At 36.0% G+C, this 13551-nt stretch carries 11 protein-coding genes; 10 read left to right on the forward strand and 1 reads right to left on the reverse strand.

Annotated features, from left to right (window positions below):
• Positions 1–161 precede the first annotated feature (161 nt).
• The 8 genes from coaE to J5V48_RS08870 are packed head-to-tail and all read left to right on the forward strand — an operon-like array spanning position 162 to position 8796.
• Positions 162–785 carry a dephospho-CoA kinase gene (gene coaE, locus J5V48_RS08835; RefSeq protein ID WP_219938219.1) on the forward strand — a complete coding sequence of 208 codons (624 nt, stop codon included), beginning with the start codon at positions 162–164 and terminating at the stop codon, positions 783–785.
• Positions 786–804: 19 nt separating this feature from the next.
• Positions 805–1554, forward strand: coding sequence for a cell division protein ZapD (zapD, locus tag J5V48_RS08840; protein WP_219938220.1), 750 nt, complete (start codon positions 805–807; stop codon positions 1552–1554).
• A gap of 6 nt (positions 1555–1560) precedes the next feature.
• The gene (locus J5V48_RS08845) at positions 1561–1866 is read left to right on the forward strand and encodes a DNA gyrase inhibitor YacG (protein ID WP_219938221.1); all 306 of its coding nucleotides are present in this window, start codon (positions 1561–1563) and stop codon (positions 1864–1866) included.
• 16 nt (positions 1867–1882) lie between these two features.
• A complete protein-coding gene (locus J5V48_RS08850; protein ID WP_219938222.1) occupies positions 1883–4498 on the forward strand; it encodes an LPS-assembly protein LptD in 2616 nt (871 codons plus the stop codon).
• A 17-nt stretch (positions 4499–4515) separates the two neighbouring features.
• Positions 4516–5937, forward strand: a complete 1422-nt coding sequence (locus J5V48_RS08855; protein WP_219938223.1) for a peptidylprolyl isomerase — start codon at positions 4516–4518, stop codon at positions 5935–5937.
• Entirely contained in the window at positions 5937–6926 is a 990-nt protein-coding gene (gene pdxA / locus J5V48_RS08860) for a 4-hydroxythreonine-4-phosphate dehydrogenase PdxA (RefSeq protein ID WP_219938224.1), read from the forward strand. Before J5V48_RS08855 ends, pdxA begins: the two co-directional genes overlap by 1 nt.
• Positions 6927–6928: 2 nt before the next feature.
• Positions 6929–7726 carry a 16S rRNA (adenine(1518)-N(6)/adenine(1519)-N(6))-dimethyltransferase RsmA gene (gene rsmA / locus J5V48_RS08865; protein ID WP_219938225.1) on the forward strand — a complete coding sequence of 266 codons (798 nt, stop codon included), beginning with the start codon at positions 6929–6931 and terminating at the stop codon, positions 7724–7726.
• A complete protein-coding gene (locus J5V48_RS08870) occupies positions 7726–8796 on the forward strand; it encodes a methyltransferase (RefSeq protein ID WP_219938226.1) in 1071 nt (356 codons plus the stop codon). Before rsmA ends, J5V48_RS08870 begins: the two co-directional genes overlap by 1 nt.
• Positions 8797–8896: 100 nt before the next feature.
• Here the strand turns inward: J5V48_RS08870 and J5V48_RS08875 are convergent, their stop codons facing one another.
• The gene (locus J5V48_RS08875) at positions 8897–9913 is read right to left on the reverse strand and encodes a 2-hydroxyacid dehydrogenase (protein ID WP_219938227.1); all 1017 of its coding nucleotides are present in this window, start codon (positions 9911–9913) and stop codon (positions 8897–8899) included.
• Positions 9914–10371: 458 nt separating this feature from the next.
• Here J5V48_RS08875 and glgC point away from each other — a divergent pair, with 458 nt between their 5' ends.
• Both glgC and glgA read left to right on the forward strand, forming a co-directional pair.
• The gene (gene glgC, locus J5V48_RS08880; RefSeq protein WP_219938228.1) at positions 10372–11619 is read left to right on the forward strand and encodes a glucose-1-phosphate adenylyltransferase; all 1248 of its coding nucleotides are present in this window, start codon (positions 10372–10374) and stop codon (positions 11617–11619) included.
• A gap of 38 nt (positions 11620–11657) precedes the next feature.
• Entirely contained in the window at positions 11658–13109 is a 1452-nt protein-coding gene (gene glgA / locus J5V48_RS08885) for a glycogen synthase GlgA (RefSeq protein ID WP_219938229.1), read from the forward strand.
• Positions 13110–13551 lie beyond the last annotated feature (442 nt).

Genomic DNA, 13551 nt, shown 5'->3' on the forward strand with positions numbered 1-13551 from the left:
AGTGATTTGATTGCAAGTATTAAGGCATAAACATAATCAAATTGTGATCTTAGTGTGCTTTAATAATTTCGCCATAAATCAACACTAATAATTCAAGTCATTTTTTACATAAAAAATGAACTTTTTGGTAAAATTCAGTCAAAATTTAAGAAATATACAATATGACACAAAAAAAATTTATCGTTGGACTTACAGGTGGAATAGCAAGTGGAAAGAGTGCTATTGCAACTCTTTTTAAAAGACTAGGTGTAAACATAGTCGATGCAGATCAGGTTGCAAGAGATGTTGTACAAAAAGGAACAGCTCTACTTGAAAAAATAAGACTGACATTTGGTGATGAGGTTATTCTTTCTGATGGCTCACTTAACAGAAAAAGACTAAGAGAAATTGTTTTTGCTCAAGGTGCTCAGGATAAGCTCAAAACACTAAATGAGCTTATGAGAAACGATATTCAGTCGACAATAAAGAAAAGAATTGATGAAGCTTTAGGGCGATATGTGATAGTCATGGTGCCTCTCCTTTTTGAGCATCATCTTGAAAATACAGTAGACAGAATTCTTGTTGTTGATGTTGATGAGACTTTGCAGAAAAAAAGACTCTGCCAGAGAGATAACATAGATCTTGAACTTGCTGAAAACATGATAAAAAATCAGGTTTCAAGAGCTTTTCGATTAGAGCATTGTCATGATTTAATCAAATCAGATGATTCTCCCTTAGATAAAAGGTTCAATGTCGTGTTAAAATTACATAAAATGTACCAGCAAATGGCAGAACAGAAAAATTAAGTAAAAAGAGACAGGTGACATGTTTAATTTTGATTTTCCATTAAGCCCAAGAGCAAGGACCTACTTAAAACTTGAGCAGGTTTTTAAAAATGCTGAGAAATGCACTGATTTTAATTCAGAACAACATGTCATGTATTTGCTACGATGCGTTGTTGATTTTATTGATATCGTCGACGGATCTTCTGCTATCAAGATAGATCTTTTAAAGGATCTAGAAAAATGCGACAGCACTTTAAGACAGTTTGAAACAGATCCTGAATGTGACCTTGTAGTTGTAAATAAACTTCACGATGATATTGCAAAGGCAAAACAGATCCTTGATAACTTTACTAGACAGAGAACTGTTCTTAAAGATGATCCTATCATTGAACTAATCAAACCTCGTTTCATGACTCCTGGCGGTCTTAACTGTTTTGATACTCCTATGTTCACCTACTGGCTGTCACTTAATGAAAAAGAAAAGCATGACAGAGCTACAAACTGGTTACATGAATTTGACTGTATCAGAGTTCCTGTATATACAATTCTGTATATCTGGAGATTATGTGCAAACTTATCTGACAGAGTTGCAAAATCAGGCTTCATGCAGGAAAGTGCAGACACCTGCGATCTGATTAATATTCAGTACTCTAAGGATGTTGAAGCATACCCTGTTGTCAGTGGTTTCCAGTCAAGAGTAAACATAAGATTTTTACCTTTTGAAAAGGGTACTCCTGTTGGAGATATTCCTTTTAAAATTGCTTACATCAAGAGTTCATTAGAACAGTAATACACTATGAGTCTTAAGGATCTTCTGCCAGATGGCACTTATGATGAGATTGTAAGAGAAGCAAAAAACAACTCTTGCGAAAAAGACTCATCTGTTATAAAAACAAGATGTCCTATGTGCAAAAAAGAGATTGTTTATGACATTAACAATCCTTTCAGACCATTCTGTTCTGAAAAATGCAGAATTCTTGATCTTGGAGAATGGGCATCAAATCACCGAGTAATAAAAGGCAATAGTGTACTTGATGATGAAGATGCAGATCTGTTAGATAGAGCAGATACACCAAGATACAATCAGAAAGAAAACGATTAAAGGAAAATATTCATAAGTGTCTAAATTACACTATGCAAAACTAGCATTGGCAGTTGCAGCTGCCATTTCAGCTGGTATTACCTACGCACAAGAGGATGTTTCCAAAAAGGATTCATCTTATAACATTACTACAAAAAAAATTGTAAGTAATGAAGATCCTTCATTAAAACTGATGGAATTCTCAAAGAAAACCATCGACACTATGAATACAGAAACCTCAAAAGAATTCATGAGAAATGAAACTGTTCTTAATGTTTCAACATTCCCAATGAAACTTCTTCAGAAGGTTTCAAAAACAAACTGGAAGCCAAATCCAAGTCGTCCTATCGCCAAAAGAGATATGGCCTGCTACTTTGAGGTTCCAAGCTACAGAGAGCCAAAGTCTTATGACGTCAATACAACTCCAATTAATATTGAAGCTGATGACGTTGAAGGAAAAATTGTCGGCAAGGACGAGATGCTTGTATACAAAGGCAATGTTATCGTAACGCAGGGCGATAAACAGATTATTTCAGATAAGGCTGAGTACAGTAGTATTTCAAAATCAATCAAAACTATCGGAAGTACCCTTTTAAGTGCTCCTGAGTATACCGTAACCACTACAGATGGTGCAGATTACAATATGGAAAAGAAAACTGTGAAGTTTTCTAATTCCAAATACGTAATGAATGGATCTGTATACAACGGTACTGCAGATGAATTTGAAAGCAACGATGCTGATGGAACAAAGATCTTAAAAGTTGCTACTCTGTCTGCCTGCCCAATATCAAAGCAAAGCTGGCACATCTACTCATCTTCAATAGAAATTGACAGGGATTCATCATTTGGATCATCTTGGAATGACGTGCTGTTTTTAGGTAAGGTACCTGTTTTCTATACACCTTATGCAAACTTTCCTATCACAAACAAACGTAGATCTGGTTTACTCCCTATTGAAATCGGATACACATCAGGAAAGGGATTGTCATATGAATTACCTATCTATCTGAATCTTGCAACAAATTATGATGCAACAGTTACTCCAAGCCATGATGCAAAACGTGGTGATTACTACACTCTTGAGCTAAGAGATATGCCATTTAAGAATCTTAATGGTCTAATTGAGGGTACAGTATATACAAATGACAAAAAATACAATCAGACAAGAGAAGAAGAAGGTAAAAGTGCTGTAAAAAGATTCTTGTTAAAGATTGAACAGAATCTGTCTCTTCTAGAAAATGATCTGAATGTAAGACTTGATTACTCAAAAGTTAGAAATGACGATTATACCTATCTGTCAGATATCAGTCAGGAAGATGTAGCTATTACAGACTCATCCCTAGTTCAGAGTCTGTCAGGTAACTATATTCAGGATAAATTTGATATACGTGCTGAAATCAGAAGATATCAGAATATGTTTTCTGTATACAGCGTATCAAGTTATAAGCCATTTGCACTTGAACCTCAGGTTTCTCTGAGCGGTTATGACTCATACGGTCCATTCTCATTCAGACTTGATACTGAAGTTACAAAATTCACACTAGATAAAGTTAGGGATGACAGAAGTAATAAGCTTCAGTTTTTAAGAACCCATGCTGAACCTTCTGTTCAATACCATATTTATGATGGTTACGGAACAATACTTCAGATTGGAGGTCGCTACTTCATTACACATTATGATCAAAGCGATCTATCTGAATTACCTGAAAGATATCAAACAAGACTTGGATATTTGAATCATGAGGATTCTATAACAAGATCTCTTTATCATATAGAGGCTAAGGCAAAGACTACTTTAGAAAGAAAGATTCTGGATATGCGTCATACCCAGACTCTTGAACCTGAACTGAAATATAACTATATCCCTTATAAAAATCAGGATAATATTGCGTTGTTTGATACAACAAGCAGATATGATGATTACTATACTCTGTTCAGTTACAGGAAATATGCAGGCTTAGACAGAATTGCAAACGTAAATGCTGTCACTGCTGGCTTTACTACAAGAATTCTTGATCCTCATGACAAGGAAAAATTCAGATTCAGTATTGCTCAGGCATTCAACTTTGAAGATAACAAGGTAAAACTTTATCAGACACAGAATCTGAGAAATGAGCCACATACTCCGATTGAAGCTTCAATGGATGCTCAGCCTGTTGAACAGATCAGATTCCATATTGCATCACAATATGACCCTGATAAAGATGTTCTGAGAAACTTCAATACAACAATTAATTTTAAAAATCAGGACAACCTGACTTTAGGTACATCCTATCGTTACTATAGACTTGGAAACTATCACGTATCAAAGCTGACTCCTGTTGATGTAAGACAAATTGGCTTTGACATGTCTGTTCCTCTTTCACATGACTATAAAATCTTCGGTGCTGTATACCGCGATCTTGAACAAAAATACAATATCGACAAAAAAATAGGTATCAAATACGAAGACTGCTGTTTTGCAATCAGCCTGCTCTATGAAAGCTATATGGCGATGGACTGGAAGAACCTGGTTCACAATCAGGACAAATTCTTTGGTATTCAGTTCGAATTTAAAGGACTTTATACTGTCAAGGCTAAGGGTATTTCAGATCCTAACGGAACAGGTACTCATTATCTACCTTCATTAGATTTAACAAACCTTAATCAATAAGGCATAAGGTATAAAACATGATCAAAAATAATAAAATAATAAAATCTCTGACTGTAGCGCTAGCTTTAGCTTCATATGCATTAGGTAGTGCAAAAGCTGTTGAAAATACAGATACACAAAATCAGGTTCTAGACTCAACTGCAGCAGTTGTAAACAACGCTATCATCACTGAAAATGAACTTAATGACATGGTTGAAAGCATTAAGGAAAAATACAAGAATCATGGAGCACATGTTGATCAAATTGATATAAGACGACAGGCTCTTCAGGCACTGATTACAAGAAGTATTATTCTCCAGATGGCTGCAAATGGTGGTATGAGAATCACCGATATGCAACTTGATTCTACCTTAGAACAGGCAGCTTTAAGGTCAAACACCAGTGTTGAACAGATTTTAAAAGGCTATGGCAACATCTCTACAGCAGCAGCCCGTGAAAAGTTCAAGGAAGACTACGTTATAAATGAGGTAAGACGTAATTCTGTTGCTCAAAGAATCCATATTTCTCCATCTGAAATCAACTCTCTTGCCAAAGCTTTAAAATCTCGTGGCGGTGTAGAACCTCAGTATCACATTGCTCAGATTATCATTCCAATGTCATCAAACCCATCTGACAATGAATATATCAGAATTCAGAATGAAGCAAGAAAAGCTCTCAAGGAAGCAAAAGCTGGAGTAAATTTTGATGAAATTGCAGCAAAATATGCAGTAAACGAGAATAACTCTGACTTTGGCTATATTCCAGAAAGCTCTGTACCACTGCCATTTTTACCAGCTGTTGTTTCTGCAAAACCAGGTGATGTTGTAGGTCCATTCAGATCTGCTGTCGGTATGCACATTATCAAGGTTTATGACGTTTCTCATTCAGCAGCAAGACCAATCAAAACCTATGACAGCGCTCATATCCTTATAAAGACTTCAATTATCTTCTCTGATGAGGCAGCCGTAGCGAAGCTAAAATCAATTCTTGATGATATCAAAGCAGGTAAGATTAGCTTTGAGGATGCTGCTAAAAAATACTCAGAAGATCCAGGCTCAGCTGTTAATGGCGGTAACCTAGGTTATGCAACTGCACAGACTTACGATCCAGGCTTTGCTAAAGGTCTTGAGTCACTAAAAGTAGGCCAGATTGGTGGTCCTTTCAAATCATCTTTCGGTTGGCACCTTATCTATCTTAAGAATACAAAAATCGATAGAGAATCTCTTGATGTTTTCAAACAGAAAGCACAAGATCTTCTTTTTGACAGAGAATACCAAGAAGCTCTGCTCTCATGGGAAAGAAGTATACGTGAGCTTGCATATATTCACATTCTTGACCCAATCCTGTTAAAAGCAGGTGTATCTCTTGAGAATGATCCTTCACTGAAGAATCAGACTCTTGAAATCCATGACGATCAGAATTCTCAGGAACTTTCAAAAGACGCTAAATTTGTTGACTAATGAATAAACGTATTGCAATTACATCCGGTGAGCCTTCAGGTATCGGTCCTGAGCTCATGTATCATCTTTCAAAACTTGAATTTGAAGATATACAGTTTGTTGTTTTAGGTGACAGAAAACTGATAGAAAAAAGAGCATCCTTATATGGCAGCGATTTTACTATCAGCGAATATGATAAAAACAGATTTGAACCACAAAGTATAGGTAATATCTGTATTATGGATATTCCTCTGAATGTGGAATCTGTTGCTGGTCATATGGACTCAAAAAACGCACAGTATGTCATCAAACTGTTAAAAACTGCATCAGATGGATGTATCAGCAAGGAATTTAAAGGTATTGTTACAGGTCCTATTAGTAAGGCTGTTATTACAGAAGTTATTCCTAACTTTACAGGTCATACAGAATATTTTCAGAACCTTACCAACACAAAAAAGGTTGTGATGATGTTAGGTTGCGACAAATTCAATGTAGCTCTTGCAACTACTCATCTTCCTATCAAGGATATAAGCAAGACTATCACAAAAGAGCTTCTCTTTGAAATTGTTACAATTTTAAACCATGATCTGAAAACAAAATTCGGAATAAAGAAGCCTCATATCATAAGCTCTGGGCTTAACCCTCATGCAGGAGAGGACGGACACCTTGGAACAGAAGAGCTTGATACCATTATTCCTGCATTTAATGAGTTAAGAGAAAAAGGTATCGATATAGAAGGACCTCTTCCTGCAGATACCATGTTCCAGGATAAATATATTGAGCGTGCAGACGCTTTTCTAACCATGTATCACGATCAGGGACTTCCTGTGCTGAAGTATGCCGGTTTTGATTCTGGATTCAATACAACATTAGGACTCCCATATATAAGAACATCTGTTGATCACGGAACGGCACTTGATCTTGCAGGTAAAGGTATCGCTGATGCCGGTTCTTTAATCTGTGCAATTAACCTTGCAGCTAACATGGCAAGAAGAAGTATTCAGGAGTAAATATGGCACTGCCACCAGTACATATGAAAGCACGTAAGCGCTTTGGTCAGAACTTTCTGGTAAATGACCATATCATCGGTCAGATCGTCGATGCAATTAATCCAAAAGAAGGTGAATTTCTTGTTGAAATTGGACCAGGACATGCTGCATTAACAAGACCTGTACTTGAAAGAGCAAAAAAATTAACAGCTGTCGAGCTTGACCGTGACCTCGTTGAGATCTTAAAACACGACCCTTTCTTAAAAGGTCTTACCATCATTGAAGGTGATGCTCTTAAAGTTGAATTTGATAAACTTGAAGGTGCTGGAAATTTAAGAGTTTTTGGAAATCTTCCTTACAATATCACATCACCTATCATCTTCCATCTTCTGTCTCAAAAAGGCATTACAGATATGCATTTCATGCTGCAAAAGGAAGTGGTAGAGCGTCTTGCTGCTGCACCTAATTCTAAGGATTACGGCAGACTTACTGTAATGACACAGTTTCATGCCCAGGTAATTCCTATGCTTATTGTGCCACCTTCAGCTTTCAGACCTGCTCCTAAGGTTGTATCTGCAGTTGTAAGATTAAAGCCAAAGGACTTATCTGACGAGCAGAGAGCTTTAGTGCCATATTTAAACAACATTACAACTACAGCATTTTCAGCTAGAAGAAAGACCATTAGAAACTCACTGTCTAAATTCTTTACAGAGCAGGAACTTAACAGTTTTGGTCTTGATCCTGTATTAAGAGCAGAAAACATCAGTGTTGAAAAATATGTTGAACTTGCTACGGCTTTAAAACTGAGAGATAAAATCTGATGGCTAATGATGCAATCTTCAAACTGCTAGAAAGAAATGAGGAAATCTTTAAGGACAGAGAAGTTCTTCTTACTGGTGATCTTCTTGATAATACCCTTCTGACTTTCATTAAATATGCAAAGAAGGCAGTTGTTGTTGTCGATAATTTCGTTACCTTCAAAGCTATGGCTGCGATGGTTGGAAAAACTGTCAGCAGCGAATGTGAACAGTGTATTGAATACAAACATTTAAAACTTGTATTCGGTACAGATGTTTTTGCAAAAAAGCAGTTTGACAGTGTTGATACATTTTTAATAGTTCTATCAAAGAATAAGAATCAGACTGTAAAGCTGTTAAATTCCTACAAAGAAAAGCTTAAAGCAGGTGCTTATATCTATACAGCAGGCTCTAATGACGGAGGAGCAAAGAGTGCTGATACTCTGTTAAAAGCTGTCGGCACTGTAAGAAAAGTAGATCTTGCAAGAAAATGTACACTTTTTAAAGCTTTCTTTGAAAATGATTACTCAACTTACAAAGAAATTGCAGACATAAATGTGGAATCAGGTGATTTTAAAGCAAAACTTATGCAGGATCCAAACGTATTCTCCACAGGAAAGCTTGATAATGGAACTGCACTTTTACTTGAAAGTATGCAGGATATTATCCCTCAGGGAAGAGCTCTTGATTTAGCTTGTGGCTGCGGTATTGTAGGCTTATTTCTGTCAAAACTTGGATTTAAGAATGTCACAAGTTCAGATGTATCTGCCAGCGCGCTCTATCTAACAAAAGAAAACGCAAAGCTTAACAATATAGACGATCTTCGTGTTGTTCCATCTGATATGTTAACCGATCTTGATGAATACTCTCTGATTGCAGTAAATCCGCCATTTCATATAGGACTTGATACAAGTACTGCTGTTACACAGAGTATGATTTTAGATGCACCTAAACATTTAAAAGATGATGGTGTTATGTATCTTGTTGCAAATGCTCATCTTGGATACGAAAAAATTCTTGCAGATGCTTTTGCAAAAGTTGAAATCGTAAAAAGAAACAACTCTTTTATCGTTTATAAAGCAGAGAAAAAATAAGATCCGTTTGTAACTTTTATAAGTACAAACAATTAAGGCGTTTTCATCTTAAATAATTTAATCAAATTAAGTGAAAACGCCTTTTAATTAAAACTATTGACTAGCTCTGAACTGAAACCTCGTTTACAAGCTCTTTGCCTTCAAAGTAATCTTTCACATTGTGCAGAGTTGTGCTTACAATGTTATGCATTGCCTCTTGAGTAAAGAATGCCTGATGTGAGGTAATAAGAACATTGTTCAGACTCATCAGTCGGCTTAAATTGTCATCAGTAATGATCTGATCTGATCGATCCTGATAGAAGTAGTCATGCTCCTCTTCATAAACATCAAGACCTGCAGCACCAATTTTTCCACTCTTAAGACCATTTACCAGATCTTCAGAATTGATTAAAGGACCACGACCTGTATTGATGATCATTACACCATCTTTCATCTTGGCAATTGAATCTTTGTTGATAAGATATTTGTTTTCCTGAGTCAAAGGACAGTTTAGGGAAATAATGTCTGACTTTTCATATAACTCATCCAAGGATACGTACTTGATACCTGACTTCTTCTCGTACTCCTTATCCTCAAAAACGTCATAGGCAATAACATTAATTCCAAAGCCCTGAAGAATGCCGATTAATACTCTAGCAATCTTTCCTGTTCCGATAACACCAGCTGTCTTACCGTATAAATCAAAACCCATTAAACCATGCAGAGAGAAATTACCATCACGTGTACGTGAATAAGCTCTGTGGGTCTTTCTGTTAAGGGTTAAAATCAAAGCAATAACATGCTCAGCAATAGCATGAGGAGAATAAGCAGGAACTCTTACAACTTTAATACCAAACTCTTTAGCGCTTGCAAGATCAACATTATTAAAACCTGCACAGCGTAAAGCTAAAATCTCAACATTGTTTTCCTTTAACTTCTTTAACACTTCACGATCTGCTCTATCGTTAACAAAGATACATACAGCTTTTGCACCGTGAGTTTCATCTGCATTGTGAAGATCAAGGAATGATCTGTGATAAATAAGGTCAAAACCTAGATTTTCCTGCTTGTTAAGATCGGTGAATGCATGTCTGTCGTAGCTGTGAGTACCGAAAAATACTATCTTGTTATTTTCCATTTTATTTGCCTCAGGTAGATGATTATTTTGTTCCTTTATAAGTCATTTTAAATTAAAACTTGATCACGATCAAAAAAAATAATTATAGAAAAATCAGGATCTTTTTTGGAGCATTTCGCATTCTTATGCGATTTATAATCACTTTTTCATAAGAATCCAAAAAATCATAGGAAAATTGAACACAATTTTTCACGTCCTTTTAAGCCATAGTACGCAATTATAGAAATTAACATGAAATAATCAGCAAAAATGTGAATTTTTCTGTTACTTTACATAACAAAAATAAAAAACGATATCTGACAGAACGGCATTTATATCGTATTCTTCAAATTAGGCACATGATTATTTAGTTTATTAATTAAATACAAATAATAAAGCCCCATAATAATCTAATAGCCCGTAAAAAAGGACTACAGATATAAGTTTTTTTACAATCGACACATTATAAGGATAGAAGAATGTCCGGAGTACTTGGAATGATTTTAGCTGGTGGTGAAGGTACAAGACTTATGCCACTGACCGAAAGCAGATCTAAACCTGCCGTTCCTTTTGGAGGCAGCTACAGAATTCTTGACTTTGTAATGAACAATTTTGTCAACTCAGGCATTATTAAAATATTTGTAATAACTCAATACAAATCCCAGTCTTTGCAGATGCATCTGAAAAAAGGTTGGCAGGTAAGCGGCATCACAGGAGCATTTATCGATGCACTTCCTGCTCAGATGAGAGTCTCAAGAGAATGGTATCAGGGTACTGCCGATGCTGTTTATCAGAATCTTACATTCTTAAAAGAACAGTTCCCAGAACATGTATGCATTTTCGGCTCTGACCATATATATAAAATGGATATCAGAAAAATGCTGACATTCCATAAGGAAAAGAATGCAACTCTTACTGTTTCTGCAATAAAAATGAAAGCTGAGGAATGCTCTGGCAAATTCGGTATTATTGAAGTTGACGAAAACTGGAAGATGATTGGATTTGAAGAAAAACCAAGAGTTCCAAAAGAGATACCAAATGATCCTGGATATTGCCTGGTTTCAATGGGAAACTATATCTTTAAAGCAGATCCTCTTTGCTCAATCTTAGTTGAAGACAACGCCAACAGACTTTCAAGCCATGATTTTGGTAAGGACATTATTCCTAAACTGTATCCTAATGATGAAGTCTATGTTTATGACTTCAGTTCTATTATTCTTGACGGTGAAAACAAAAGCGGTTACTGGAGAGATGTTGGCTCAATAGATAGCTATTATGAGGCACATATGGATCTTTTAGGAACAACTCCAAAATTCAACCTGCAGAATCCAAAATGGCCGTTGCATACATTCTATCCTCCACTACCACCAGCCGACTTTACAGATACTGATGAAAATCAGTCTCATGTTTCTATGTCACTGATTTCAGCAGGTTGCAAAATTAATGGTGCTGCAATCAACAAATCTGTGCTTGGTTTCAGATGTCATGCCCTTGATGGTGCAAGTGTTGATGGTTGTGTACTTGTTGGAGACAATATTATCGGTGCAGGAGCAAAAATCAGAAATGCTATTTTAGACAGATATGTAGAGGTCGCTCCTAATTTTACTATTGGTTATGATTATCAAAAAGATATACAGCTGTTGCAAAAACACGAAAAAACGGATGTAAGGATCTCTGAAAATGGCATAATTGTAATACCACAGGGTATGAAACTGGGTTTTGACTGACAGTCAAATATAATAAAAAGCTACATAGGTATGAAAAAATGAACATCTTACTACTCTCATCAGAGGTTGCTGACATTCAAAAATCAGGTGGACTTGCTGATGTTGCTAAAGCACTCCCCCTTCAACTTCAGTCAGAAGGACATGATGTCAGAGTTGTAATGCCCTGCTATACCTGTATTCAGAATTATGAAAAATTCTCTGTCATTGGTGAAGGAGTTATAAACAGCAACTCAGATAATCCAATAAATAAAATTCCATACAGAATCAGAAAAACCTACCTAAATAAAGTCGTTGAGGTCTGGCTTATTGAATGCAACAGATTTTATGACAGAACATCAATGTATGGAGATAATAACCAGGCATATGCAGACAATGGCTCAAGATTTGCCTTTTTCTGTGCAGCAGCTCTTGATGCTTGTAAAGTACTAAATTACTGGTTTGATATTCTGCACTGCAATGACTGGCATACGGGCATTGCACCAATGCTTTTAAAAACAAAATACAAAGACGATCCTTTCTTATCCAAAGCAAAATCTATAATTACAATTCATAATGGTGCTTTTCAGGGTGCATTTGACAGAAATCAGATTTCTTTTCTGCCAGAGGTTGCATCCATCTACAACGACAGAATTTCACAAGGCTCCTATATAAACTTCCTAAAATGTGGTGTTTTCTATTCTGACAAGATAAACACTGTAAGTCATGGTTATGCAACCGAGCTTACCACATACCTTGGCGGTCATGGTATGACTCAGAGTTATCTTGAAAGACAAAGTGACTTATCTGGTATTGTTAATGGCTGCGATTATTCAGACTGGGATCCATCAAAGGATCAGCATCTGAGGATCCGCTATGATATTAACAGCCTTGATCAGAAAGTTCTTGGTAAATATCTGCTTCAAAGAAAACTTGGATTTGAAATGGGTGACACACCATTATATGGTATGGTTGCAAGACTTACTGAACAAAAGGGAATCGGTCTTTTGATACCTATTCTTGAAAGATTCCTTCAGCACAACGTTCAGATTGTAATTGAAGCTACAGGCGATCCTTATCTTGCAGCTCAGATTAGACAGATAGCAGAAAAACACCCTAAAAAAATGGTATTTCAGGCTGTTTATGACAATATTCTTGCTCATCAGATTGAAGCTGCGTCAGATTTCTTCTTGATGCCATCAATTTTTGAACCATGCGGTCTGAATCAGATGTATTCACTTGCTTATGGAACTCTTCCAATTGTTAGAGCAGTAGGTGGACTTAAGGATACCGTTGTTGACTATGATACCAATAAAGAAGATGCTACAGGATTCGTATTTAAGGATCCAAGCTCTGAAGAACTGCTATCCTGTCTTAGAAGAACACTGATCCTCTATCTAGAGGCACCATTAGAGATGAAACGATTAAAACAGAACGCAATGAAAGTTCGTTTCAGTTGGGCTGACAGCTGTAAGCAGTATATTGAGCTGTACAAATCCGCTCTTAGAAAATAAAAAATATACGTATTTGTATGTTTGATCTTACAAACAATAAGGATTATTATTAGCAATAATAAAAAATTTAGATCTAAGTGCAGGGGCTACGCATGAAATTTTATCAGTGATGGCTTTGCAGATGAAAAAACTTATGCAGATTTAAAAGGACCTAAAGTCTTATTTATTGGTAAAGAACCTCATCATCTCAAAGAAGGTCAAAGTTCAATCATTTGCGAACAGTCTAACTTTGAAAAGTTTGAGGACTGGGCATATAAACCTTTTTATCAAAACTTGATGTTTTATTTTGATGCAATACAAAAATCACTACTTTCACAAGACAATCAAAACGATTTTAGATTTACATTTGAAAGTAATTTAATTGAAAATCATACCCAAGATCTTAGTAACTATTTGAAAATCAAGGGTATTTATAAAATTACTACCTGACAGCCAATCTGTA

Source organism: Succinivibrio faecicola (assembly GCF_019448115.1).
Taxonomy (GTDB): Bacteria; Pseudomonadota; Gammaproteobacteria; order Enterobacterales; family Succinivibrionaceae; genus Succinivibrio; species Succinivibrio faecicola.

What these genes read in the sequence shown, in the direction of transcription:
- zapD (WP_219938220.1), top strand. Translation starts at nt 805, where the DNA reads ATGTTTAATTTTGATTTTCCATTAAGCCCAAGAGCAAGGACCTACTTA.
- J5V48_RS08845 (WP_219938221.1), top strand. Translation starts at nt 1,561, where the DNA reads ATGAGTCTTAAGGATCTTCTGCCAGATGGCACTTATGATGAGATTGTA.
- glgA (WP_219938229.1), top strand. Translation starts at nt 11,658, where the DNA reads ATGAACATCTTACTACTCTCATCAGAGGTTGCTGACATTCAAAAATCA.
- J5V48_RS08855 (WP_219938223.1), top strand. Translation starts at nt 4,516, where the DNA reads ATGATCAAAAATAATAAAATAATAAAATCTCTGACTGTAGCGCTAGCT.
- coaE (WP_219938219.1), top strand. Translation starts at nt 162, where the DNA reads ATGACACAAAAAAAATTTATCGTTGGACTTACAGGTGGAATAGCAAGT.
- rsmA (WP_219938225.1), top strand. Translation starts at nt 6,929, where the DNA reads ATGGCACTGCCACCAGTACATATGAAAGCACGTAAGCGCTTTGGTCAG.
- pdxA (WP_219938224.1), top strand. Translation starts at nt 5,937, where the DNA reads ATGAATAAACGTATTGCAATTACATCCGGTGAGCCTTCAGGTATCGGT.
- glgC (WP_219938228.1), top strand. Translation starts at nt 10,372, where the DNA reads ATGTCCGGAGTACTTGGAATGATTTTAGCTGGTGGTGAAGGTACAAGA.
- J5V48_RS08875 (WP_219938227.1), bottom strand. Translation starts at nt 9,913, where the DNA reads ATGGAAAATAACAAGATAGTATTTTTCGGTACTCACAGCTACGACAGA.
- J5V48_RS08870 (WP_219938226.1), top strand. Translation starts at nt 7,726, where the DNA reads ATGGCTAATGATGCAATCTTCAAACTGCTAGAAAGAAATGAGGAAATC.